This is a genomic window from Streptomyces sp. NPDC026673 (genome assembly GCF_040638135.1).
Lineage (GTDB): Bacteria > Actinomycetota > Actinomycetes > Streptomycetales > Streptomycetaceae > Actinacidiphila.
Window position 1 is genome coordinate 1 of the sequence record NZ_JBEZXR010000051.1, and the last position, 24,135, is coordinate 24,135.

18 protein-coding genes are annotated in these 24,135 nt (G+C 72.4%); 11 read left to right on the plus strand and 7 right to left on the minus strand.

The features are described 5' to 3' along the window. Positions 1-243: 243 nt before the first annotated feature. Together AB0F62_RS28650 and AB0F62_RS28655 are read right to left on the minus strand one after the other, a co-directional pair. Positions 244-843, minus strand: coding sequence for a DUF2218 domain-containing protein (locus AB0F62_RS28650; protein ID WP_361805284.1), 600 nt, complete (start codon positions 841-843; stop codon positions 244-246). A 294-nt stretch (positions 844-1,137) separates the two neighbouring features. After that, positions 1,138-2,751 (minus strand): alpha/beta hydrolase, encoded by a 1,614-nt coding sequence (locus AB0F62_RS28655; protein ID WP_361805287.1) that lies wholly within the window; start codon positions 2,749-2,751, stop codon positions 1,138-1,140. A 449-nt stretch (positions 2,752-3,200) separates the two neighbouring features. On the opposite strand from AB0F62_RS28655, the gene AB0F62_RS28660 reads away from it, so the two are divergent. Both AB0F62_RS28660 and AB0F62_RS28665 read left to right on the plus strand, forming a co-directional pair. Then, a complete protein-coding gene (locus tag AB0F62_RS28660) occupies positions 3,201-3,374 on the plus strand; it encodes a hypothetical protein (protein WP_361805290.1) in 174 nt (57 codons plus the stop codon). A gap of 382 nt (positions 3,375-3,756) precedes the next feature. Further along, positions 3,757-4,335, plus strand: coding sequence for a GNAT family N-acetyltransferase (locus AB0F62_RS28665; protein ID WP_361805293.1), 579 nt, complete (start codon positions 3,757-3,759; stop codon positions 4,333-4,335). A gap of 233 nt (positions 4,336-4,568) precedes the next feature. Here AB0F62_RS28665 and AB0F62_RS28670 read toward each other — a convergent pair whose 3' ends face one another. Then, positions 4,569-5,309 (minus strand): alpha/beta hydrolase, encoded by a 741-nt coding sequence (locus AB0F62_RS28670; RefSeq protein WP_361805296.1) that lies wholly within the window; start codon positions 5,307-5,309, stop codon positions 4,569-4,571. Between the two features lie 367 nt (positions 5,310-5,676). On the opposite strand from AB0F62_RS28670, the gene AB0F62_RS28675 reads away from it, so the two are divergent. From AB0F62_RS28675 to AB0F62_RS28695, 5 genes are all read left to right on the plus strand, one after another. Next, positions 5,677-8,571 carry an AAA family ATPase gene (locus tag AB0F62_RS28675; RefSeq protein WP_361805299.1) on the plus strand — a complete coding sequence of 965 codons (2,895 nt, stop codon included), beginning with the start codon at positions 5,677-5,679 and terminating at the stop codon, positions 8,569-8,571. Positions 8,572-9,077: 506 nt separating this feature from the next. Further along, the gene (locus AB0F62_RS28680) at positions 9,078-12,695 is read left to right on the plus strand and encodes a S8 family serine peptidase (protein ID WP_361805302.1); all 3,618 of its coding nucleotides are present in this window, start codon (positions 9,078-9,080) and stop codon (positions 12,693-12,695) included. A gap of 77 nt (positions 12,696-12,772) precedes the next feature. Beyond that, entirely contained in the window at positions 12,773-13,336 is a 564-nt protein-coding gene (locus tag AB0F62_RS28685; RefSeq protein ID WP_361805305.1) for a hypothetical protein, read from the plus strand. Positions 13,337-13,440: 104 nt separating this feature from the next. Further along, the gene (locus AB0F62_RS28690; protein WP_361805308.1) at positions 13,441-13,569 is read left to right on the plus strand and encodes a hypothetical protein; all 129 of its coding nucleotides are present in this window, start codon (positions 13,441-13,443) and stop codon (positions 13,567-13,569) included. 128 nt (positions 13,570-13,697) lie between these two features. After that, a complete protein-coding gene (locus AB0F62_RS28695; RefSeq protein ID WP_361805311.1) occupies positions 13,698-13,925 on the plus strand; it encodes a hypothetical protein in 228 nt (75 codons plus the stop codon). Positions 13,926-13,933: 8 nt separating this feature from the next. On the opposite strand, the gene AB0F62_RS28700 is transcribed toward AB0F62_RS28695, so the two are convergent. The 4 genes from AB0F62_RS28700 to AB0F62_RS28715 all read right to left on the minus strand — a co-directional run bounded on the left by AB0F62_RS28700 (position 13,934) and on the right by AB0F62_RS28715 (position 19,650). Next, the gene (locus AB0F62_RS28700; protein ID WP_361805314.1) at positions 13,934-14,821 is read right to left on the minus strand and encodes an SDR family oxidoreductase; all 888 of its coding nucleotides are present in this window, start codon (positions 14,819-14,821) and stop codon (positions 13,934-13,936) included. Between the two features lie 462 nt (positions 14,822-15,283). Continuing rightward, positions 15,284-17,467, minus strand: a complete 2,184-nt coding sequence (locus tag AB0F62_RS28705; RefSeq protein WP_361805317.1) for an MMPL family transporter — start codon at positions 17,465-17,467, stop codon at positions 15,284-15,286. Positions 17,468-17,824: 357 nt separating this feature from the next. Continuing rightward, positions 17,825-18,493, minus strand: a complete 669-nt coding sequence (locus AB0F62_RS28710; RefSeq protein ID WP_361805320.1) for a response regulator transcription factor — start codon at positions 18,491-18,493, stop codon at positions 17,825-17,827. Further along, the gene (locus AB0F62_RS28715) at positions 18,490-19,650 is read right to left on the minus strand and encodes a sensor histidine kinase (protein WP_361805323.1); all 1,161 of its coding nucleotides are present in this window, start codon (positions 19,648-19,650) and stop codon (positions 18,490-18,492) included. Before AB0F62_RS28715 ends, AB0F62_RS28710 begins: the two co-directional genes overlap by 4 nt. Before the next feature lie 225 nt (positions 19,651-19,875). On the opposite strand from AB0F62_RS28715, the gene AB0F62_RS28720 reads away from it, so the two are divergent. The 4 genes from AB0F62_RS28720 (at position 19,876) to AB0F62_RS28735 (ending at position 23,945) form a co-directional block, all read left to right on the plus strand. Beyond that, entirely contained in the window at positions 19,876-21,237 is a 1,362-nt protein-coding gene (locus tag AB0F62_RS28720; protein ID WP_361805326.1) for a hypothetical protein, read from the plus strand. Between the two features lie 454 nt (positions 21,238-21,691). Next, a complete protein-coding gene (locus tag AB0F62_RS28725; RefSeq protein ID WP_361805329.1) occupies positions 21,692-21,952 on the plus strand; it encodes a hypothetical protein in 261 nt (86 codons plus the stop codon). A gap of 62 nt (positions 21,953-22,014) precedes the next feature. Next, positions 22,015-22,929 carry an ABC transporter ATP-binding protein gene (locus tag AB0F62_RS28730; RefSeq protein WP_361805332.1) on the plus strand — a complete coding sequence of 305 codons (915 nt, stop codon included), beginning with the start codon at positions 22,015-22,017 and terminating at the stop codon, positions 22,927-22,929. Further along, entirely contained in the window at positions 22,926-23,945 is a 1,020-nt protein-coding gene (locus AB0F62_RS28735) for an ABC transporter permease (RefSeq protein WP_361805335.1), read from the plus strand. The genes AB0F62_RS28730 and AB0F62_RS28735 overlap by 4 nt, the downstream gene beginning before the upstream one ends. Positions 23,946-24,135: the final 190 nt, after the last annotated feature.

A 24,135-nucleotide genomic window follows, 5' to 3' on the forward strand; every position in this document is an offset into this window, starting at 1 on the left:
TCTGCGGCACCACCGTCGCCAAGGCCGCCAAGTTCGCGCCCTCCGAGGACGAAGGCTTCACCGAGGACATCGCCCCGCAGATCGTCCGCCACTGAGCGGTCCTGCCATCGAGGCTCAGTGACCGGATTCCGGTGACGGGCCGACGCGCCCCCGCCCACCGGCCCCACGGCCGGGGGGCGGGGGCGCGCTCGCCCCGCCGTGAGTCGTCATCGCGACGCGGGCAGGGCCGTGAGCGCCCCGTGGTCAGCGGGCCTGGCGGGCATTGCCGCGGCGCGAGGCCCGGCGGGCGAGGACGTGGGCGGCCTTCGCCACGACGACCGCCACGAGGGCGCCGATGAGCCAGTGCCGCCACGGGCCGGAGACCAGCAGGAGTCCTCCCAGCCCGAGGTGGACGGCGACGACCAGCACGATGAGGGCCACGGCGCCAAGCGTCGCGCGACGCCGCCGTCGAGGCACGGAGAGCTCCGCCGGGACGGTCGCGGTGTGTGCGGCGTCGACGGACTCGGTCTGCTGCCAGGTGATCTGCAGGGAATCGTGCGCACCGATCTTCCGCAGGCGCCCGGCGATCAGGTCCTGGATGTCACGGAGGCTGTCCCGATCCGTGGCTTCGATGCGGAGTGTGAGCGAGCCGGGGCCGGCGTCCAGGGTGCACCGGCCCGAGCCGACGTCGATCGTCCCGTGAGTGCCGGACCATTCGGCGTGTCGGATCCGGAGCCGCGTCCCGCCGCCGTGGAGGCGGATGAGGAGGGCCAATGCGCCGTCCATCGGGCCCGGCTGCTTGCACAGCCGGGCCAGGTACCGGCTCGGGTGGTCGGTCGGGACGCGGGCTTCGGCGATCGGCATGGAGGTCCTTTACGGGGGTGCGCTGAGGGGTGCGCGGCAGCCATCCCTGGTTGTGCACCTTGGACAGGACAGCGCGGCGATCTGTGACAGCCACGTCGTCCGCGCACCCCGGCAGCCGGGTCCCCGGCCGGCGTCGGCGTCCCGGTACGCGCCCCGCGCACCGACCGGTCCTGGACCGAACCCGATTACGCGGCGGACGAGTGAGGCGTGACCGCGGTCCGTGCCGTGCGTCCTCGCCTGTCCGGATGCGTTCTACGAGCGGCTGCATGTTCCCCACGCCCGCGTGTTGCCGCGTCAGTCGCAGACCGTGCCCGCGGGCGGGATGCGGTCCTGCGTCAGATACGCGTCGACGGCGCGATCGACGCAGGCGCTGCCGCGCTGGAAGGCGGCGTGCCCTTCACCGTCCCAGGTGAGCAGGTGCCCGGAGGACAGTTGGCGGACCAGCGACTGGGCCTCCACGTATGGCGTGGCGGGGTCGCGCAGGGTGCCGATGACCAGGATCGGCGCGGCGCCGGGGGCGGTGACGCGGTGGGGGTGCTGGTTCGCCGGGACCGGCCAGTGGACGCAGTTCATGAGCTGGGTCGCCCAGTGCGTGCCGAACTGGGGCGAGGCGCGCAGGAACCGGGGCAGCGCCGACTGGACCTGCGCCGGGGTGGAGCGCGGGCCGAGGGCGGCGGTGAGACAGTGGACGGCCAGGAAGGACTGGTCGCCCGGGTCGTTGTCCTCCTCGGCGGAACCGACGAATCGCTGCAGCGCGGTGGTGTCGCCCTCGAGTACGCCTGCGAGGACGCCGCGCAGTTCCGCCCACTGGGGATACGCGGGAGGTTTCGCCGATCCGGGATACATGAGGCCCTGTTGGACCGTGTAGGTGATGCTGTCTCCGGTGACGATCACGTCCTTGCCCTGCCGCAGCGGGGTGCGGTCGAGGGTGTCCCGGAGCGCGTCGAGTGTCCGGCCGGCCTCGGCCACGGAGTGACCCAGGGGGCAGTCCGGGCGGGCCGCGCAGTCGGCGGCGAAGGACTCCCAGGCCAACTGGAAGCCGCCGGCCTGGTTGAGCATGCTCTGGTAGCCGTCGATGGAGGGGTCGACCCCACCGTCCAGCACCAAGTGCCCCACCCGGGAGGGGAAGAGGTCGGCGTAGGTCGTCCCGAGGTACGTGCCGTAGGACAGGCCGAGGTAGTGCAGCCGCTCGTCTCCGAGGAGGGCCCGCATGATGTCCATGTCCCGGGCCGCGTCGACGGTGCCGACATGGGGCAGCAAGGCTCCGGCGTGCTCCTCGCAGGCCTCGGCGACCTCCCGGTTCGCCTCGTCCGTCGCTTCCAGCGTCGCGACATCCACGTCAGGCATGCGCATACCGCGTCCCAGCGAGACGGCGGGCGTGTCGGTCGCGCAGTTCACCGACGTGCTCAACCCGACCCCACGTGGGTCGACGGCGACCAGGTCGTAGGCCGCGCGGAGCGCCGGGGAGAACTCCTCCACAGAGGCCAGCAGCGCTTCCACGGCCGACGCGCCGGGGCCACCGGGATTGAACTGCAGCGAGCCGATGCGAGCCGCACCGCCGGCGCCGGTGGCCTTCGTGCGGATGGCGGTGAGCGTGATGTCCTGGGCTTCGGGATGCGCGTAGTCCAAGGGCACCCGTACCTCCGTGCACTGGAACGCGGCCACCGGGCACGGCCGCCAGGTGAGCTTCTGCTCGTAGTAGGGCCGCAGCGCCGTGGGGACCGAGTCCGGGGGCGCGGTGCCGCCGGCGCCCCGGGCGGCATCCGCCGCCGGTCGCAGTGCCGCGGGGGATCGGTGGGGGCCGGTGGTCGTACAGGCGGCGAGCACCAGCGCGGACGCGCCGAGCGTGGCCAGGACGCCGCGCAGCCTGCGCGAGCGTATGCGGGCGGTGGTCCGGGCAGCGGTCATCGCCACGCCTTTCTTCTGTGCGCGGGGGGATTGCTGGGAGTGCTCGACAGGGCTGCGGCGGCGCCGCGCGCCACGGGAACCCTTGACGGCAGTGCGCGGTCAGCTCATCACAGATAGTGATCGTCGGCGTGCTTCGATGGACCGGATGTGTGAACCCCGCACGGGCGCGGGATCGGGACAGGTCGGCAGGGGGCTTCGGTGCGTCCGCCCTGGCCGTGGGGGAGGGGCGGACGCTTCAGGACGACTGTCCCCCAGGCGCCGGGCCTCAGGACGGCAGTCGAGAGGCGGCCGTGGATGTGTGGCGCGCCTCTTGTGTGGCGGGAGTTGGTGCGTGTGCGGACACGCGCGGGCGCCGACTCGTCCCGCCCCGGATTCTGCTCGTGGTGGAGGGCGGTTTCGCCGCCTGGCTCAAGGGCAGGCGGCCAGTGGGACCCCACGGAGGTGCCGAGATGAGTGCCGGAGAGAAAGCCAAGGCCAAGGCCGAACAGGTCGTCGGAAAGATCGTGCGGAAGGGAGCGCACGCGGTGCACAAGAACACACTCGAGGCAAAGGGCGCCGCTCTCGAAGCGCGGGGCAGGATGCGGGGTGCGAAGGAGAGCACCAAGGACGTCATCAAGCACTGATGCCGCTCGGGGCTGCGCCCTCCGCTCACGAGGTCATCGACGCCCGCACGGCCGGTCAGAAGGACCGGCCGTGGACTACTTCCGGACGCTGCTTGTCTCCGTCGCGTCACGCCGGTCCGCGAGGAGTTCTTGGCTCGGCTGGGGCGATGAGTACAAGACCGCGGTCAGCGAAGGTCTCGAAGACCGCCGATTGATCACCGCTTGCGCCCGCTGGGCCTGCATCACCTGCATGCGGCGACGGGCCCCCGGCAAACCGATCCCAGAGTCACCCGACCCCGGCTGACCGGCAGAGGTACGCTCCTGACCAAGCCGCCGATCTTCGGACCGGCGGCTCCTGTTACCGTCTCTCGGACCAATCGGTCGGTTGGGAACGGAGTCGTACATGTTCCCCGAGACGATTCTGCACAGCAGACGACTGGTCCTCCGCGCGTTCGACACCGGTGACATCCAGGACACACGCGCAAGCTGCTCGGACTCCCTCACCCAACGATGGCTTCCGCTGCCCCAGCCCTACACGCTGGACGATGCCACCGCCTGGTGCACAAGCACCGCACGCGCGATGCGGGACAGCGGCGACGGCATCCAATTCGCCATCACCGACGCCGGCACCAAGCGTTTGATGGGCCAAGTCGGCTTGAAGAAGACGGACTGGCGAGCGTTGGTCAGCGAAGTCGGGTACTGGGTGTCACCCTGGGCGCGCGGTCACGGCATCGCAGTCGAGGCGACCCGCACGCTGGCGCACTGGCTCCTGACCGACCAGCACTTCCAGCGCATGGAACTGCGAGCTGCCACCGAGAACACCGCGTCCCAGGCGGTCGCGCTCAAGGCGGGCTTCCACCGCGAAGGCACCCTGCGAAACGCCGGCTTGGCGCACGGAACTCGGGTCGACCTGGTGCTGTTCTCCCTGGTGCCCGGCGACCTCGGGTCGACCACTGATCCCACATCGCGGTCGCCCGCTTGACTCTGTTCACGAGAACCGACAGCCCCCGTACACGAATTGGGGCCGCACCCGGAGCTCTGCCGAAATCGAACCGTTCACAACGTCGGGCAGCGCGGGCCCCTGCCGCGTGGGCAGGGGCCCGTGGTGTGGGGAGCTGAGGAGAGCCTGGACCTGCCCTCGACGAGCAGCGTCCTGGCCGACACGGCTTACCGACGGCCCGCGGCCCGACGGCCCGACGGCGGGGGAGTCGGCGGCTAGCTCAGATGCCGAGTGAAGAACCGGGCCGCTTCGTCCCCCGCGAACTGCGGGACGCCGGTGTGCCCGCCCGTGTTGGCGTGCAGCGTCTTCTCCTTGGAGCCGAAGGCGTCGAACAGATCCAGGGCTGCCTGCCGGTCGTTTCCTTCGTCGTCCCACTGCAGCAGGACGTGCAGCGGAATGGTGACCTGGCGGGCCTCATCGAACATGGCGCGCGGGATGAAACTCCCGGCGAACAGCACGGCGGCCGAGATGCGCGGTTCGACCACGGCCAGCCGGGTCCCGATGGAGATCACTCCCCCCGAGTACCCGACCGGGCCGCCGATCTCGGGCAGCGAAAGGAGGGCGTCCAGGGCGGCCCGCCATTCCGGGACCGCCTTTTCGACCAGCGGGAGGATGAGGGCGTCGACGATCTCGTCGCCGACCGGCTCGCCGGCCTCCACAGCCCGGCGCAGGTCCGCACGGGCCTGCTCGGCGGCGGCCCAACGGGGCCGGTCACCGCTCCCGGGGAGCTCGATGGTGGCCGCGGCGAAGCCATCCGCCGCGGCGTGCCGGGCCCGTCCCGCCAGTTGCGGGTACATCTTGTGCAGTCCGAGCGGGGGGTGGCCGAGCAGGATCAGCGGCGCCGGTGCGGACGCGGATGCGGATCCGGGCGTCCACAGGATGCCGGGGATCTCGCCGAGGGTGAATTCGCGCTCAAGGACGCCGTCGTCGAGGCGCTGTTCGGAAGTGAAATGCATGGTCGTGCCTTTCGGGAGTGCTCTTGAACGGCGCTCCCGGACGACCTATCGCCCGACCGTGACCCCGGAGGAGAGCACCCATGTGAATACGTTCACGGGTACCACCTCCTCGTTATCTCGCACGGCCTGCGGAAGGTTAGCAAGACTCGCTGTGACTCGCCAACGGGTTCTTGCGGGGGCTCCGTGGCCGGTTGCCCGTGGAGACCGGTGGCGGATCGGTTGTACGGCAGGTCAACGGGGCCGGGCCACTAGCCAAACGATCTCTCACGGCTAGAGTCAGCACCGGCGTATCGGTGATCGACCGAGGGGCGGACGGGCGTTGACAGAACGGGACAGCACCGATTCCGGGCACATTTCGGAGCTGTCCGTGCCGCGGTTCGTGGGACGGGAACGGGAGGTCGCCGCACTCGGCAGCGCGCTCGGGCGACCGCCCGCCGTGGTCCTGATCGACGGCGAGGCGGGCATCGGCAAGACCCGGCTGCTGCGGGAGTTCCTGGCGTCCCATGCCGAGGACGGGCGTCGTGTCCTGGTCGGGGCCTGCCCCGAGTTGCGCGTGCCGTACACGCTCGGCGCGGTCGTGGACGCGGTGCGCGACGGCGTCGCCGGTGTGTCCGGGCTGCGGCTCAGCGGCCTGGGTGGCGCGCTGCGTCCGCTGTTCCCCGAGTGGGCGGCCGACCTGCCGCCGGCGCCGGAGCCGCTGGAGGACGCGACCGCGGCCCGGCACCGGCTGTTCCGCGCGTTCATCGAGGTGTTCGGCCGGCTCGACGTGTCCGTGCTGGCACTGGAGGACGTGCACTGGGCGGACGAGGCGACCCTGGAGTTCCTGCTGTTCCTGGTCTCACGCCGGCCCCTGCCGGTGAGCGTGGTGGTGACGTACCGGCGCGAGGAAGTGCCGTCGGACTCGCTGCTGTTGCGGCTCTCCTCCCGGCTGCCCGCCGACGCGCACCTGGCCAGGCTCACCCTGCACCCCCTGGGGGTCGACGAGACCGGCGACTTCGTCTCCTCGATGCTGGCCGGCGAGCACGTGTCGGCCGAGTTCGCCGCCTTCCTCCATGAACGCACGGACGGCGTCCCGCTGGCGGTGGAGGAGTCCGTGCGGCTGATGCACGACCGGGCCGACCTGGTCCGCCGGGACGGCGGTTGGGCCCGCCGCCGCTTGGACAGCATCGAGGTGCCGCCCACGATCCGCGACGCCATGCTGGAACGCGTCGGTCGGCTCCGGCCCGACACACGGACGGTCCTCTACGCGGTGTCGGTGCTCTCCGGCCCCGCCGACTACGCGACCCTGCAAGCGGTGACCGGGCTGCCCGATGACCGGTTCGCCGCGCAGGCGGCGGACGCGCTGGGGTGCGGACTGCTCCATGAGGCCGCGCCCGGACAGTGGTCGTTCCGGCATTCCCTGGCGTGTCACGCCGTGTACGAGGCGATCCCGGCCCAGGAGCGGCGTGCCATGCATCTGCGTGCCGGCCGCGCGTTGGAGGAGGGACCGCTGCCGCCGGTCGCGCAGTTGGCCCGGCACTTCCGCCTGGCCGGCGAGGCCGACGCGGCCTGCCGGTACACCGAGCGGGCGGCCGACCTCTCCGCGCAGTCCGGCGATGTGGCCACCTCGACACTGCTGCTCCACAGCCTGGTCGCCACCGTCGCCCTGCCGGTGGAGCCGCTGGTCCGGCTGGTCAGGAAGATCCAGTTCCAGTCGCTGCCCGGCTCCGACCCGCATTCGACGGTCATCGAAGCGCTGCAGTCGGCCCTGTTGATGCCGACGCTGACGCCGGAACAGCAGGCCCTGGTCCGCTTCCAGATCGGCCGGGTGCTCATGGTCGCGGGGGAGATGGAACCGGGCCGGCTCGAGATCCTGAGAGCGGTACCCCATCTGCCACCGGACTCGCTGGACATGGCACGGGCCCGCATCCTCCTGGCGCTGCCTCTCGGGAGCGCGTGGCCGGCCTCGGAGCATCTGCGGTGGCTGCAGGAGGCACCCGTGGAGGCGCCGTCGATCGCGCCGCACGAGCGCATGCGCCTGTCCGTGGAACGCGCCTTCGCGCTGCTCATGCTCGGCGAGGAGGCCGGGTGGGACGCGGCACGGCAGATCCCGGACGACGTCGCCAATCCGCGGGAGGCGGAGTTGGTCGCGATAGGCCACACCAATGTCGGCGAAGAGGCGATGCGGTGGGGGCTGTTCGACGAGGCCAGGGTACGGCTGGCCAAGGCTGCGGAGCTCGCCGAGCGCCACGAGTTCCCGGAGTATCTCGCGAGCATCGCCTCGTCCCGGACCCACCTCGACTGGTTCAGCGGTGCATGGGAGGGGCTCGCGGACCGGGCGGCCCGGCTGACCGACGATGACGGCGGCGTGCGGCTGAAGGACCGGAGCGAAGCGGCCCTGGTGGCGGGCCTGATCGAGGCCGCCGCCGGGGACCGCGGGGCGGCGGAGGAGCGGCTGCGCTTCGCCGCGCGCGACGACCAGCAGCGGATCGAGGCCACGGCCGCGCTGGCTCAGCTGTATCTGCGCGACGGCGACGTCGACGAGGCGCTGCGCCTCACCGACGAACCGGCCGGGTTCGCCGTCGGCGGCGGGATCTGGACCCGGGCCGTCGAGTTCGCCCCGGTACGGGTCGCGGCCCTGGTGGCCGCCGGTCGGCCCGGCCACGGCGCCGACCTGGTGGCCGCGTTCGAGCGGGCCGTCGGGGGAAAGCAGGCTCCGGCACCGCAGGCGTCCCTGGTGCTGTGCCGGGCGATCCTGGCCGAAGCCGACGGCCGGCCCGCCCACGCCGCCGCGCTGTTCGCCCGGGCCGCCGACGCGTGGCAGGCACTGCCGCGCCCGTACGACGCACTGCTCGCCCGGGAGCGTCACGCCCGCTGCCTGCTCGCCGCCGACCGCCCCGAGGACGGCATGGCGATGCTCTCCGACATCGCGCGGTTGTTGTCGGACCTCGGCGCCCGCAACGACGCCGACCGGGTGGCGCGGTTCCTGAGCGGGCGGGGGCAGGGCCGGGAACGGGAAGCCGGGACGACGCGGGGCCGGGGACGACCCGGCTACGGCGACCGGCTCTCCCCGCGCGAGCTGGAGGTGGCCCGTCTGCTGGTCGACGGCCGGACCAACCGCCAGATCGCCGACGTGCTCGTGGTGTCGACGCAGACGGTCGCCAGCCAGGTGAAGTCGGCCATGCGCAAACTGCGGGTGACGTCGCGGACCGCGCTCGCGCTCAGAGTCGTGGAGTCGGGCCTCGTCGGCGAGCCGGGCCAAACCCCCGCGGCCGACGAGTAAATTCCGCCGCTCCCCGCCCGGCGACGAAGAAATACCCTCGCCCGCGCGGCGGATTAAATCCCGCATCTGACCAATCGAGCCCGGACCGGGCCCGCTTGCACACTCGTCACCATGCTCCCCGCAGAACCGCCGACAACCGAACCGGCAGACAGCCCGGCCGCTCCGGTACGCCGTACCACGGACGAACCGGCAACGGCAGGACCTCCGGCCGACCCGGCGGACGCCCCGGCCTCCGAGGCCACGGGCGTCACCGCCGTTGCCGGCGAGTACGAACCGCTCTAGCGCGCAGGTCCATGGCCGGACCGTGATCGCCGGTGCCGCGAGGCGCCGTCCGCCCCAGCCTCTCGGCCGGGGCGAGGACTCCTCGCGTCCACCGGGAACCCGATCGCGGGCGTCCGGCACACCTCCGCGTAGCAACTCCTCGGATATCCCCCGTCATTCACCTCACAGGAGACCCATAGATGAGGCCAAGCGCAAGGAAGCGTCTCGGCAGACGCTTGGGCGCGGTGACCGTCGGTCTGACCGTCTTCGGCATGGTCGCGTCGACCGCGGCGACATACGCCGCCGAGCCGGCCGGGCAGAAGTCGCGTTCCGGTGTCACACGGACGACGCCCGCGAAGGCGAAGGCCAACAGCGACCTGGCGCGGATCGTCTCCGCGTCCGGCGGGACCGTCCCGGTGACGCTGATCACCGGCGACAGGGTGCACGTCGGCGTCGACGACGACGGCAGGCCGGTCGTCGGCGACATCGAGCGGGCGGCGCGGCCCGACGGCCCCCCGGTCGTGTTCCACACCATCACCCGCCAGGGCAAGGTGTACGCCGTGCCGGACGACGCCCTCGCGCTGGTCGGCAAGGGACTGCTCGACTGGAGCCTGTTCGACCTGGCCCAGCTGGCGAAGCTCGTCGCGGCGGGCAAGGTCGACAAGGTGCCGGTGCTGGTCACCTACACCGGAACGGCCGGGGCCGAGAAGACGCGCAAGGTCGCCGGGGCGTCCGGCGGCAGGGCGCTCCCGAGCATCAACGGCCGCTCGATGAACATCGCCGACGGCGGCCGGTGGTGGCAGGGCGTACGGGGCAAGACGGACGCCAGTGCCGCCGACGCCCGGTCCGCCGGCTCCCTCGCGGGGGTCAAGAAGGTCTGGCTCAACGGCCTTTCCACGGTCGACCTCGAGCAGTCGGTACCGCAGATCGGCGCGCCCGTCGCCTGGGAGCGCGGCTACGACGGCACCGGCGTGCGCGTGGCGGTGCTGGACACCGGCATCGACGCCGGCCACCCGGACGTGTCCGGAAGCATCGTCGAACAGGTCGACTTCACCGGCAGCCCCTCGGGCGCCAAGGACGGGCACGGCCACGGTACCCACGTGGCGGCCACGGTCCTCGGCAGCGGCGCCGCCTCCAAGGGGCTGCGCAAGGGTGTCGCGCCCGGCGCCAAGCTCCTGGTCGGCAAGGTCTGCGACGACAACGGGCAGTGCCCCGACGACGGGATCATCGCGGCCATGGACTGGGCCGCCCACTCGGGGGCCAAGGTCGTCAACATGAGCCTCGGCGGTGAGCCCACCGACGGCACCGACCCGATGAGCCAGGCGCTCAACGAGCTCAGCCGCGCCACCGGGACCCTGTTCGTGGTCGCGGCCGGGAACTCCGGCTGGTTCCCCCAGAAGGTCGTCTCACCGGGCTCGGCCGACGACGCGCTGACTGTGGCGGCCGTCGACAAGAACGGCGACATGGCCGACTTCTCCAACCGCGGACCGCGGATCGGGGACGGCGCCGCCAAGCCGGACATCGCGGCTCCGGGCGTCGACATCGTCGCGGCACGCGCCGCCGGCACGGCCATGGGCACCGTGGTGGACGAGTACTACACAGCGGCCAACGGGACCTCGATGGCCACACCCCATGTGGCCGGCGCCGCGGCCATCGTCGCCCAGCAGCACCCGGAGCTGACCGGGCAGCAGATCAAGGCGCTGCTGATGGACACCGCCACCGACCTGGGGCACGACATGTACGCCCAGGGCAGGGGCCTGGTGGACCTGGCGACCGCGACCAATCCGCGGATCGTCCCGAAGGGCAACCTGAACTTCGGCCGCCTGACCTACCCGCAGTCCGCGGTGACGAAGAAGATCACGTACACCAACCGCGGTGACGAGGCCGTCACGTTGCATCTGACGATGCCGGTCTCCTTCGCCGACGGCAAGCCCGCCGCGGCGGGCCTGTTCACCCTCAGCGCGGACAAGGTGGTCGTCCCCGCGGGCGGGTCCGCCGAGGTGTCGGTGACGGTCGACGGCAGCGTCCTCGGCACCGACGGGGCCCACGGCGGCTACAACGGGCTGCTGAGCGCCCGTGACGACTCGGGCGCGATACGGCTGAGCTCGGGGGTCCACACCTTCGTCGAGGCCCAGAAGTTCCCGCTGACGCTGAACGTCGTCTCCCCGGCGGGTGCCACCGACGTCCAATACGGCAACGCCACCATCATGCCGGTCGACGACCAGGTCCACCTGCACGCGGGCCTGGTCTCCATGAACGGCACGGCCACCATGACCGATCAGTTCTTCCGCGGCACCTACTCGGTCGACATGCCGGTCAGCTGGCGGGACGCGACCGGCGAGTGGCAGCAGGCCAACGCCATCGCACCGGAGGTCAGCCTCACCAAGCCGGCCACCGTCACGCTGGACCTGCGCAAGGCCCAACCGCTGAGGGTGCGGACTCCGGAGCCCACCGAAACCTACAACGCGACCGACGTCATCAAGCGTGCCTCGGTGACCGGGGCATGGGTGCACAGCATGACCCTCTCGGCCGAGTACGAGGCCGAGGAACCGAACTGGTGGGTGCTGCCCACCGGCAAGGCGAGCACGGGCACCTTCACTAACGACTTCGCCAGCACGCGAACGACTCCCGTCGTCACCATGAGGGTCACCGGTGGCGGTGCCCCCTCCAGTCTGTCCGCCCGCTATGCGACCCCGGACGCCGTGCTGACCGAGACGCAGGGGTGGCTGCGCGACAACGGGGACCCGAGCACCCGCGAAGCCGCGATCCCGGTTCCCCGTCTGGCGATCAAGGGCAGCCTTGCGGTCGTGCACGCCGGCACCGGCTCCGCCGCTGAGTTCGCGAAGGTGGATGCCCGGGGCAAGCTCGCACTCCTGACACCGACCGACATCTGCCAGGGCACCTGCGACTACCCGAAGCTGCGGGACGAGCGGGTGGCAGCCGCTGCCGCCGCCGGCGCTGTCGGCGTGCTGGTCGCGGCACCGGGCCTCACCTCGCTGGGAAGCCCCGCCACGTTCGATATGTGCGTGGCCGGACCGGAGAGCTGCCCGGAGATCCGGTCGTACGCCGCACTGCCGATCGTGAGCGTGCCCTACGCCCAGGCCGAGGGCCTGATCAAGCGGATCAAGGCCGACCGCTCGGATGTCAGGATCAGTCTCGGCGGCAGTGTCGTGCCGAGGGCGTACGCCGCCAGGTACTACGAAGACGGACAGATCCGGCCGAACGCCTACCGGGTCGACAAGGACGATCTCGACCGGGTCGATCTCTCCTTCCACGCGGCTCGGCCCGGAGCGGTTCACCAGATGAGCTGGAGGCAGTACTTCGAGGGCGGCGCGATCCCGCTCCACGTGGCACTTCCGCAACCGTTCACGCGGCAGACCATGACCGTCTTCGTCAAGGGGCAGGCGAACGCCATCAGCAGTTTCACCGCCTCCTGGGCCGACCGGGGAACGGACTTCTTCATGGAGCACAACCGCTCCGAGAAGAACGACGTGATTCTCACCGGCAGGAACGAGATCCACTGGAACGCGGGGCCGGCCGTGCCGGGGGCGGTGGCGCAGGCGCGGACCGAGTCCGGCTTCTCGGTCGAGGCCGGACCGTGCGCGGGCTGCCGGCAGGGGGACACCTTCTACCCCAGCATCTACCTGACGGGCAGTGGCGGCGGCCGCCAGGCACTGATCGGCATCGTCGACGACGAGCTCATCGAGCACCCCTTCGTCGACATGCCGACCTGCGGACAGGCTCCCTCGCCCAGCGCGCCGAACCTCGACTACACCTGCGACTTCAAGCTGCTGAACGCGTCCGGTGACGAGATCGAGGGTCGCAAGGAGCACCTCCCGGACCAGAACTGGGACACCCAGTGACGACACTCGATTCCGCTAAGGAGACCGACACGATGAACACCCGTGTGCCATCGGCACGGCGCCGCAGAGGGGCCTTCATGGTGCTCGCAGCCGCGGTGATGCTGGCGGTGTCCGGCTGCAAGGGCGGGGACGTCGTCTCGTACGACCTTCCGGCGAAGTCGGCCCGGTACACGTTCGAGGCGAAGACCAACGACGTCAAGACGGTGTGGCAGTACACCTCCGCCAAGGCGACCAAGGACGACGCCCCGAAGGTGAGCCCGTGCATGGGTGAGGCGATCGGCAGCAACCAGGCGGCGTGCCGGCCCGAGCCGCTGATCTTCCTGCGCTACGACTTCGATCTGGCTCTGGACAACACCGTCAAGGCCGGGGAAACCCATGAGATCACCGTCGTCGGCTACTACCAGGAGAGCCTGGCCGCCCTGCCCAAGGTGACCTCCCTGAAGGCGGAGACCACCTTCGACGGGGGCAAGACCTGGCGCCCGGCAGCCACCAGGGCCGCCGGGAAGAACACCTTCACCACGACGATCAAGAACCCGAGGCGCGACCAGGCCGCCAAGGGTGTCGGGCTGCGGATCAGCGCGACCGACAGTCAGGGCAACACCGTCAGGCAGACCATGCCCACGGCGTACACGCTGCGCTGACGGGCGCCGCCGGCGGCGAACCACCCGGAGGATCACAGGCCGGGGCGAGGCCCAGCCCTCGCCCCGGCCGTCCGCGTTCCGCCCCCCGGCGCACCGCCGGCAGAATGTGCCGGTGCACCGGATACCCCGGCTTCGCGCTGGTCCCGGCCGCCGATGTGGCGCTCGCCTATCTGCGGGCCGTCTCCACCCCCATCACGGGCCGCGTCCTCAAACTCCACCGGACGGACGACTGACGGGGCGCCACCGGCGGGATCCGATGCGCACCAGTCGACGGGTGGCGACGGGGCGCCGTCCGCAACCGGATGGATCATTCGCCCGTCAGCAGTGATGAAGGCGAACGCCCAGCCCCGGAAAGGCGGCCATGTCACATCCCGCGGAACCCCCCGTCGAGTACTGCTTCATCATCACCTTCAGCCACCGCGACCAGGATCTGAAGACCTTCTCCGGCACCTACACACCCGCGCCGGGCATGACCAGACATGACGTCTACCGCACGATCCACGCCGATCACCGGCGGCACCTGCCCTCGCATTTCCGGAACGACTGCCAGGTGACGTTCTTCTCCCTGGAACGCAATCAGTTGATGTGACCGGCCGATCACGGTCGCGGCCGGTGGGCGGCGGTGTAGGCGTCCCAGTCGGCGCGGCCGCCGGCTCCCATGACTCCCGTGTCGGCGCCGAATTGTGCGCGGGCGAGAGCGCGCAGTTCGCGTCGGGCCGTGCGGGCGACGACCGCCGGGAACAGCGGCCGCAGGGGCTGGCACCACCGGAGCCACGGCGGGGCGTACACGTGGTGGGCGCGGCGTGCGATGCCGGCGGCGAGCAGTCGGGCGACCTGGTCGGGGGTGTGGACGCGGCGGGCGAATGCCGGCTGGTTGCGCCGCAGGGCCCGCAGCACGGGGTGCTCGTCCATCCCGGTGATCATGTCGGTGCCGGTCCAGTGGAGGTAGGCGATGCCGACGGTGACGCCGTCCGGTTCGACTTCGCTGCGCAGCGCTTCGGCGAAGGACTCCGCGCCGGCCTTGGAGGCGCAGTAGGCGCTCATCAGGGGTGCCGAGGCGAAGGCGGCGGTGGAGGCGATCTGGAGGAGGTAGCCGTGAGTGCGCGTGAGCTGGGGGAGGAAGGCGCGGGCGGTGTTCGCGGCTCCCACCAGGTTGACGTCGATGACGCGCTGCCAGAGTTCGGCTTCGGTGTGGGCGAACGGTCCCCCGGCGGCGATGCCCGCGTTGGCCACGACCACGCTGGCAGGGCCGAGTTCCTCGGCGACCCGCCGGGCCGCGCCCTCGAGCGCGGCCCGGTCGGTGACGTCCGCCTCGATGTGGATGTTCGGGAGGGTCAGGGAGGCCGCCGCTTGGCGGAGGGTCTTGTCCTCGCGGCCCAGCAGTGCGACGTGCATGCCGGCGGCCGACAGGTTCCGGGCCAGCGCCTCGCCGATCCCGCGGGCCGCGCCGGTGACGACGGCGACGCGCCCTGCGAGCGGCGCCAAGGGGTCGCGGGTGTGTGCTCCGGTACCGGTGATGTTCCGTACTCCTCGCTCCTGTGCATGGCCGCCGGTGGGTTCCTCGGCGGCCGTTCCTCGTCCTCCTCACCGTCCCCGGTGGCGACGGCCGTCTCTGCTGCGGTGGTGAGTGGACGTCAGCCGCCCGGTGCGGCGGCACCACCGAGTGAAGCCGATGGTCACGCCTGGGGAGATGCGGCGCGGCGGCCGCCGGCGTGGTGCCACCCCAACGGAGGCGCAGCCGCCCGAGAGCGCCGTGAGGGGCGTCCGGCGGGCTCGCGGGATCGTCCCTTCGACCGCCGCACGGTCCCCACGGGGATCGGACCGCCGGCCGAGCGCCCGGGGGCCCTGTTGCCGCCCGAGCCGGCCCGCCGGCCACCTGGAGCGGCGATCGCCGGGCGACTGCCGGCGACCGCCGCTCCGGCGGCGGGCGCGCTTCAGGGGCGGCCGTCAGCCGTCCGCGGGGCGTTCGAGCGCCACTTGCGGCAGCCGCCGGGCGAGCGGGGCGGGCAGCCACCAGGCCCACTCGCCGAGCAGCTGCATGACGGCCGGGACGATCAGGCAGCGGATGACCACCGCGTCCATCAGGATCGCCACGGCGAGGCCCAGTCCGAACTGCTGGAGCATCCTGTCGGGGCTCAGCACGAAGGCGGCGAACACCACGATCATGATGGCCCCGGCCGCCGTGATCACCTTGCCGGTGGCGGCCAGCCCTTCCCGCACGGCGAGGGAGTGGTCCCTCGTACGCTCCCATTCCTCATGGATCCGTGAGACCAGGAACACCTCGTAGTCCATGGACAGCCCGAAGACGATCGCGAAGATCAGGACCGGGAGGAAGGCCTCGATCGGCCCCGGCTGCACCCCGAACCAGCCCTCCTGGAACACCAGGGTCATCACGCCGAGCGCGGCGGAGATCGACAGCAGGTTCAGCAGGGCCGCCTTGACGGGGATCAGCACCGACCGGAAGACCAGCATCAGCAGCAGCGACGACAGCCCGACGACGACGGCGACGAACAGCGGCAGCCGCCGCGAGACGGTCTCCGCGAAGTCCTGTGAGCCGGCGGTGGCGCCGCCGACCAGGAGCTCGGTGCCGGTGGCGCGTTCCAGGGCCGGGGCGACGTCGTCGCGCAGGTGGTGCACGAGGTCGGTGGTGCCCTCGTCCTGCGGCGCCGACGTCGGGAAGACGATCACGGTGGACAGCGCGCCGTCGTCGGAGGGCATCACGGGGCTCGCCTCGGCCACCCCTTGGGCCTCGGCGAGCTCGGACCGGACGGCCCGGCCGGCGGCCTCGTCGCCGTGCACCAGGACGACCAGCGGGCCGTTGAAGCCGGGGCCGAAGCCCTCGGCGAGCAGGTCGTACGCCTTCTTGGAGGTCGAGGTCCGCGGGTCGTTGCCCGCGTCGGCGAAGCCGAGCCGCATGCCCAGGGCCGGTGCGGACAGGGCGAGCATGGCGAGGACGGCGACCAGCAGCGCGGGCAGCGGACGGCGCTGCACGGCCGCGGCCAGGGCCCGCCAGCGGCGGCCTTCGGCCCTGCCCTTGGCCGCCGCCTTGGCGGCGTGCTCCAGCACATGGCGCCGGATGCGCGTGCCGAAGATCGCCAGCAGGGCGGGCAGCAGGACCAGCGAGGCGGCCATGGTGGTCAGCACGGTCAGTGCCAGGGCGAGAGCAACGCCCTGCAGCGATCCGAGGCCGAGCGCGACCAGGCCCAGCAGGGCGATGATCACGGTGCAGCCGGCGAAGAAGACCGTACGCCCGGCGGCGTCCAGGGCCTTGCGCGTGGCATCGGCCGGTCCGGCGCCGGCGGTGAGTTCGTGCCGGTAGCGGTAGAAGATCAGCAGGGCGTAGTCGACCCCGACGCCGAGCCCGACGAGCATCGTGATGGGCGGCGTGAAGTCGGCGATGGTGAACACGTGCGAGGCGAGAGCGATCAGGCCGACGGCGGCGCCGACCGCGAAGAGGGCGGTGATCAGCGGGACAGCGGCGGCCACGACGGAGCCGAAGAGCAGCCCGAGGATGACGACGGCGGCCAGGATGCCGGCGAGTTCCGCGGTCGGGCTTCCCTTGTCCTCGGCGCCTCGCACGGCGTCGCCGCCGAGTTCGACCTGGAGCCCGTCCGCCCTGATGGTCCCGGCGGTGTCGATGATCGCGGTGACGTCCTCCTTGGGCACGGCCTCGGCCTTGCCGTCGAGTGTCACGGTGGCGTAGCCGATCGTGCCCTCCTCGGACACGGCGGAGGCATCGGCGTAAGGGCTCCGTACGTCGGCGACGCTCGGCAGATCCTTCACCGCGGCCAGCATCTTCTCGACGGCCGCCTTGCGGCCCTCGAGGCCCCGGCCGTCCCGCAGCACGATCTCGACGCTGTCGCCGGCCTGTGCGGAACCGTGCTTCGTGAACAGGTCGGTGGCGGCCTGGGAGTCGGTGCCCGGCAGGGAGAAGTCGTTCCTGTACGCGGCGCCGGCGGCCTGCGAACCCAGCGTGACGGCGGCCAGGAGGGCGACCCAGAGCAGCAGGGCGGCCCAGCGGTGGCGCTGTGCCCAGCCGGCCAGGGATCCGAACCGGCCGCCGCGCGGCCGATCAAGACGGCCTGCTGCGGGCGGGGCGACGGGCGCGGCCGAGCCGCGGGTGGGAGACATCGGTGACTACCTCGGATTCGAGCGGGGGTGGCCTGGCGTGGGAAGCGCCCCCACCACGTCCCCGCAGGGCGCGAGCCCGCCGATCGCCGGTGCGCTCGCTACGCGGCCGGTCTCCCGGGCCGGCGCCTCGGCAGCCGTGAACCGGCGGATCCCGGTCGCGGCCCCGACAGGCCCGCCGATCGGTACGGGGGCTGCCCGTGCGGCGAAGGTGGGTGCCTTCATGGCCTTGATCGTGCCCGGACCGCCGGGCCGGGGTCGTCAGCCTGCGGGCGGCACCTGACGGCCCCGGGCGTACCCCAGCGGATGCAGGGCGCCGCGGCGTCGTACCCCAGGAGTCGCGGGCGTGCGCCCGCCGGCCTACGGCGTCAGCCAGCCCGGGCTGACCATTCCGGACTCGTACGCCAGCACCACGACCTGCGACCTGTCCCGCGCTCCCAGCTTCGTCATGATCCGGCTCACGTGCGTCTTCGCCGTCGACGGCGACAGCACCAGCCGCGCCGCGATCTCGTCGTTGGTGAGCCCCGCGGCCACCAGCCGCATGACCTCGCGCTCGCGCTCGGTGAGGACATCGAGCCGCGGATCCGGCTCCGGGCCCTTGACCCGGCTCGCGAACTCGGCGATGAGCCGCCGGGTGACCGACGGGCTGATCAGGGCGTCGCCCCGGGCGGCGACCCGCACCGCCTGCAGCAGTTCCTCCGGCTCCGTGTCCTTCACCAGGAAGCCCGTCGCCCCGGCGCGCAGCGCCCCGTACACGTAGTCGTCCAGGTCGAAGGTCGTCAGCATGACCACCTTCACGGGGGCCAGCCGCTCGTCCGCGGCGATCGCCCGGGAGGCTTCCAGACCGTCCGTTCCCGGCATCCGGATGTCCATCAGGACCACGTCCGGACGGAGTTCGCGGCAGGCCGAGACCGCGGCCCGCCCGTCCGCGGCCTCCCCGACGACCTCGATGTCGTCCTCGTCCTCCAGGATCGACCGGAAGCCGGCCCGGACGAGCCGCTGGTCGTCCGCCAGCAGGACCCTGATCATCGGTCGCTCCGCTTCATCGGCTCTCCTGCGATCCCATACGGCAGCCGGGCCCGCACGGCGAATCCGCCCCCGGGCCGCGGGCCCGCGGTCAGTTCGCCGCCCAGTGCCCGTGCCCGTTCCGTCATGCCGGCGATCCCGCTGCCGCCACCGGTTCCGGCCGGGCGGGCGGCAGGGCCCCGCCCGTCGTCCTCGACGGCCAGTGCCAGCTCCCCGTCCGTGTAGGCGAGCCGGACCGTGACCCGCCCGGCGCCACTGTGCCTGGCGGCGTTGGTCAACGACTCCTGCACGATCCGGTAGGCGGCCAGGTCGACCGGGGCGGGCAGCGGGCGTTCGGGTCCGGTCCGATCGATCCGCACCGGGAGGCCCGCCAGCTTCGCCGACGCCACGAGTTCGTTCGCCCGGGCCAGCCCCGGCGCGGGTGCGGTGGGGGCCTCCTCGTCGACCTGGCGGAGCACACCGAGGGTGGCCCGGAGCTCCCGCAGGGTCTCCCGGCTGCTCGACTTGATCGCGCCGAGCGCCGCCTCGGCCTGCGCGGGGTCCTTCTTCAGCCGGTGCAGTGCCGCACCCGCCTGCACGTTGATCAGCGAGATGGTGTGCCCGACCACATCGTGCACCTCGCGGGCGATGCGCAGCCGCTCCTCGGTGGCCCGCAGCCGCGCCTGCTCCTCCGCGTAAGCCACCCGGCCGTGCCGCACGCTGCCGAGCGCCACGACGGCGACCAGCCAGCCGGTGAGCATGAACACCGCCGTGCCGTTGACGTCGCCACTGCCCGCGAGGGTGTCCGCGGACATGCCGGCCACCATGGCCGCCGCCATCGCGATGGCGGCCCGCATCCTGCCCTGGGCGGCGATGGCGTACAGCGCCACGATCGGAACCACGACCAGCGGGCCGTCGATGTCGCTCAGCAGGTAGTAGGCGCCCGTCGCCGACACCGTGAACCAGCCCACCGCCACCGGATACCTGCGCCGGAACAGCAGTGCCCCGCACACCGCCGTGATCAGCGGCCAGGACGCGAGGAGCGAGGGCACCGAGTCCCCGCCGCGGCTGAGCCGCTGCCCCTCGGCGATCGCCACCAGCACGAACACCCCCGCGGCCAGCGCGGCATCGAGGCGGCGGCCGAAGGGCGGCCGGAATCGGGTCTGAACGAAGGACGACACGGCCCCATTCTCCCTGTGGCGCGGGCGGCGCTGCCGGTGCCGTCGCCGCCCCGGCGGCGGCATCGTGTGCGGCGGCGCCGTCCTCCCCGCGCGCGGCATCTCACGCGGGAGTCTGCGGCAGGCGGAGGCCGTTCTCACCACGGCGGCGGCAGGAACCCGGCTCCGCACGCCGGACCGGCACCCCTGACCGATCGAAGGCCGCCGCCGCGTCGATAGGTTGGGCGCATGACGAGCCTCACGCATCCCCGGCTCTCCGGGCTCGGGTGCAATCCCGCGGCTCCGGACGACGTCCTGGTGCGCCTGGCCGCACACGATCACGGCCGGCACGGAATGCACCTGCGCACCGGGCGACTGGCGGACGCGGTCGTGGAGGCCCTGCTGACGCACGGCGGCGTCGACAGCGCGGTGCTCCTCCACGGGGACCGGGTCTCGCCGGCGATGCGCCGCAGGATCTCGGCGCATTCCGACCCGGCGATCCGTGACGCGCACGCCGACTTCGTCCGCTCCATGGTCGATCGCGAGGTGCCGACGGGCATCGACAGCCTCGAAGAGGCCTACGGCGAGCCCCGCACGGCCCTCGCCACCGCACCGGATCCGAAGGTGAGGGCCGCGGTCGCGCGGACCTGGTGGAAGCGGCCCGCCGAGGTGCAGGCGGCGCTGCTCGCCGATCCGGATCCGGGCGTCCGCGCGGCCGCGACACTGCACACCACACCGGGTGTCCCACCGCGGTGGCGGGACCGGTGCCTCGCCGACCCCGCCACGCGGGCCAACGTGGCGCACTACGTCCCGCTCACGTGGGAGCAGTTCGTCGCACTCATGCGAACCGGGGACGAAGAGCTCCGGCAGGCCGTCGCGCAGAATCCGCACCTGACCGCCGACATGGTGGCCCGCCTTCTGGACGTGGACGACCCGATCGTCCGCGTCGCGGTGGCCCGGAGCCGTCACGTCGACGGCGAGACCCGGGACAGGCTGTACGCCCTCGTCGAGGCGGAAAGCGCGAAGGGCGACGTCGAAGCCCGCGTGGCGCTGAGTTGGCCTGCCGCCGCACCGGACTGGTTGCGCGAAGCGCCCCTCGGGGAACGCCTGACCTACCTCGACTGCAGGCACGTCGCGTTCCGGGTCGTGCTGGCCTCCTGCCGCGATCTGCCCGAGGAGGCCTGGCGGCGGCTGGACGACGACCCGGACCTCACGGTTCGCCGCATGGCCGCCCGGCGGCCCGACACGCCCCCGGACGTCCTGGAACGACTGGTGCGCGCCGACGGCGACGAGTTCCGTGCCAGGCCGCCACTCGTGGAGCACCCCAACTTCCCGCGCCACACGTTGCGTACGTTCGTGGACGAGCCGAACGCGCGTGTGCGGTACGTCGCCCTGCGGGACCCGGACCTGCCGGTGCCGGCCCTCCAGCGGCTGGCCGCCGCCGAGGAGACCTTCCTGCGTCGCGGGGTCGCGCGCCACCCCACCATCACGGACGGACTGCTGGAACGGCTGCTCTCCGACCCCGAGCCCGAAGTCGCCCATGCTGCCGCCGCGAACCCCGCGCTGCGGCCTGCCCGGATGCGGCGCATCCTCTCAGACGCCGGCTTGTGACACCGGGCGGCGGCCGAGGCCGGGGGCGTCCGCGCACCGCGGCGTACCGACCCGGCCGATGCAGCCCGCCGGGACGCACCACACCCACAGCCGTCCGTCGGCCGGCACCGTCCCGATGACATCGCCGCACGTGGCGCCGCACGCCGGCGGCCCGGGCCGGTGCGCAACGGCCACACCGGCGCGGCCCCGCCCCGAGGGCGGATTCGGCAAGCGGGAGCGGGGCCGCAATTCCAGGGTGCGCCCGCATGGCACGGGCCGCGCGGCGTACGTGCGCCGCGGCTGTAGGCAGTCGCCACGGTACGCCGCACCGGAGCGGCGCGGCCGGCCGGGCCGGCGCGCGGCGAAATCCTAGACGAAGGTATGGGCACCGCCTCCGGCGGCGACTTTCGTCACCCGCGGAACGCAGACTTTCCGCCGAAGCCCGGCGCCCGGCCCGCGCCATAACGTCGGGGCCATGAACCGAACTCCACGTACGGAAACCGTCCCTCTGATCCAGCGGCCCGGCCAACTCGTCGCCGGTCTGCTCGGCGCCGCGCTCCTCCTGACGGGCGGTGTGCCACTGGCCGAGAGGCTGCTCGCCCACCTGGCGCTGTGGGGAATCGCTCTCAGCGTCCCCGGGCTGCCCCAACTGGTGCTGTTCGCCGGGGGCGCCACGCTCCTGGCCCTGTTCTGGCGCCGCCGGTACCGCACGGCACCGGACCCCCGGGACGGGTGAACCGCGACCCGCTCACAGCGCCCCGCAAGCACCCACAGGAAGATCACACGGACCACCACCTCATGACCGATTCACCCCACCTCCCCGCCATCGAGGCCATCGGGCTGGCCAGGCGCTACCGCCGCGGATGGGCGTTGCACGACGCCTCCTTCCGCCTGCCCGCCGGCCGCGTCTGCGCGCTCGTCGGCCCCAACGGCGCCGGCAAGACGACCCTGCTGTCGCTGGCCGCCGACCTGATCGCGCCGACGGCCGGCACCATCACGCTGTCCGGGCACCGTCCCGGCACCGCTCGGGCCCGTCAGAGCACCGCGTTCCTCAGCCAGCAGAAAGCCCTCTACCCGCGCTTCCGCGTCCGCGAGATCCTGCGCATGGGCGAGGAGTTGAACCCCACCTGGCACCAGGAGACCGCCGAGTCCGTCATCGACGCGGGCGGGGTCCCCATGAACGCCCGGGTCGGCACCCTCTCCGGCGGACAGGCCACCCGAGTCGCGTTCGCCCTCGCCCTGGGCAAGCGCCCCCGGCTGATGCTCCTGGACGAGCCGATGGCCGACCTCGACCCCCTGGTACGCCACCAGATGACCGACATCCTCCAGGAGCAGGCCCGCCGGCACGGTTCCACCGTGGTCATGTCCTCGCACCTGGTGTCGGAGCTGGAGAACGCCTGCGACTACCTCGTGCTCGTCAACAACGGGACCGTCCGCCTCGCCGGTGAAGTGGATCTCCTCCTGGGCGCGCACCGGCAGCTCACCACGCGCGACCAGGGCGGCCCGGACGGCCACCAGGTCATCGCGACGGTCCGCGAGGACGGCCGGTCGACCTCGCTGGTCCGCCTCGCCCACGCATCGCCCCCCGACGGCGACGACCGCACCCCGACCCTCGAGGAACTCGTCCTCGGGTACCTCAGAACCCCCGACGCACCCCCGCTGCTCACCCCGAGCGCGCAGGTCGCCACCGGCAGCGAGGTGGCGGCGGCATGACCACCGGTACGCGCACCGACACGCCCACCACCACACGCGCCCTCGTCCGCCGCGGACCGCGGCTGCGCGGACTGACCTGGCTGATCTGGCGGCAGAACCGCACCGCCTTCTGGCTCGGACTGACGGCCGCCGCTGCCGTCGCCGTCTACGCCGCCGTACAGCACCACCACATAGCCGCGGCCGTCACCGCGCAGCACCTCGACGCCTGCCACGGCCACGAGTACACCACCTCGTGCCTCGGCAAGCTCAACAGGTTTGGGCAGCAGTACCAGTTCCCGATGCGGCGGCCGCTCCAGGCGATGCTGCTCCTGCCGTTCCTGTTCGGTCTGTTCCTCGGCGGGCCGCAGCTCGCCCAGGAGCTGGAATCGGGGACCTATCGCACGGTCGCCACGCAGTCCGTGACCCGCATGCGCTGGTTCGCGGCGAAGCTGGGTGTGCCGCTGGCCATGACCGCGGTCGTCAGCGGTGTGATCGCCGCCGCCATGACCTGGTGGTGGCACCCCGTCGCCAAGGTCATGGGTCCGTTGTTCGCCTGGCACACGTGGTACCCGTTCTACGGGGTGGGGCCCGTCGTCGTCGGCCTCAGCGTCCTGCTCTACCTGCTGGGGACGACCCTGGGGCTCCTCCTGCGCCGCACCGTCCTGGCCATGGGCGCCACCCTCGTCACCGGCGCGGGGCTGGTCGCCCTGCTCGAATGGGCCAGGCCGCACCTGTGGCCCGTTCACACGGCGTACGCGCAGCACACCTCCGATCCGCCTGCCCCCAGGACCGCCTGGCTGCTGGCCGACGGCCCGCTGTCCGGCGACGGGCGGCGCGTGTCCGAGGCATGGGACTGCTACGCCGCCGACGACATCAACCGCTGCCTCACCTCCCACGGCATCACCGGCCGCTGGGCGGAGTACCACCCCGCCGCCGACCTCTGGCCGCTGCAGTGGACGGCGACGGGTCTGTGCCTGGCGCTGGGCGTCGCCCTGGTCGCCCTGTCGGCGTGGTGGATCCGCAGGAACCCCGCCTGATCGGACCCCGCTCCCGTGCCCAGGCCGCGAAGGGGGGACCGGCGCTCCCTGGATCGGTGATGCCTTCATCCGCGTGGCGCCCGCTCAGAACCTTGTGGTGAGCGGTCGGGCCGCCGAGGGCCGGGCCCAGGGCGGTGGAGTGGATCGCGATGACGGCCTTGAGGCCACTGGCGCGGTCCTGGCACAAGAC

What these genes read in the sequence shown, in the direction of transcription:
- AB0F62_RS28695 (WP_361805311.1), top strand. Translation starts at nt 13,698, where the DNA reads ATGTCACATCCCGCGGAACCCCCCGTCGAGTACTGCTTCATCATCACC.
- AB0F62_RS28655 (WP_361805287.1), bottom strand. Translation starts at nt 2,751, where the DNA reads ATGACCGCTGCCCGGACCACCGCCCGCATACGCTCGCGCAGGCTGCGC.
- AB0F62_RS28710 (WP_361805320.1), bottom strand. Translation starts at nt 18,493, where the DNA reads ATGATCAGGGTCCTGCTGGCGGACGACCAGCGGCTCGTCCGGGCCGGC.
- AB0F62_RS28730 (WP_361805332.1), top strand. Translation starts at nt 22,015, where the DNA reads ATGACCGATTCACCCCACCTCCCCGCCATCGAGGCCATCGGGCTGGCC.
- AB0F62_RS28690 (WP_361805308.1), top strand. Translation starts at nt 13,441, where the DNA reads ATGTGCCGGTGCACCGGATACCCCGGCTTCGCGCTGGTCCCGGCCGCC.
- AB0F62_RS28735 (WP_361805335.1), top strand. Translation starts at nt 22,926, where the DNA reads ATGACCACCGGTACGCGCACCGACACGCCCACCACCACACGCGCCCTC.
- AB0F62_RS28665 (WP_361805293.1), top strand. Translation starts at nt 3,757, where the DNA reads ATGTTCCCCGAGACGATTCTGCACAGCAGACGACTGGTCCTCCGCGCG.
- AB0F62_RS28650 (WP_361805284.1), bottom strand. Translation starts at nt 843, where the DNA reads ATGCCGATCGCCGAAGCCCGCGTCCCGACCGACCACCCGAGCCGGTAC.
- AB0F62_RS28705 (WP_361805317.1), bottom strand. Translation starts at nt 17,467, where the DNA reads ATGTCTCCCACCCGCGGCTCGGCCGCGCCCGTCGCCCCGCCCGCAGCA.
- AB0F62_RS28720 (WP_361805326.1), top strand. Translation starts at nt 19,876, where the DNA reads ATGACGAGCCTCACGCATCCCCGGCTCTCCGGGCTCGGGTGCAATCCC.
- AB0F62_RS28660 (WP_361805290.1), top strand. Translation starts at nt 3,201, where the DNA reads ATGAGTGCCGGAGAGAAAGCCAAGGCCAAGGCCGAACAGGTCGTCGGA.
- AB0F62_RS28670 (WP_361805296.1), bottom strand. Translation starts at nt 5,309, where the DNA reads ATGCATTTCACTTCCGAACAGCGCCTCGACGACGGCGTCCTTGAGCGC.
- AB0F62_RS28725 (WP_361805329.1), top strand. Translation starts at nt 21,692, where the DNA reads ATGAACCGAACTCCACGTACGGAAACCGTCCCTCTGATCCAGCGGCCC.
- AB0F62_RS28685 (WP_361805305.1), top strand. Translation starts at nt 12,773, where the DNA reads ATGGTGCTCGCAGCCGCGGTGATGCTGGCGGTGTCCGGCTGCAAGGGC.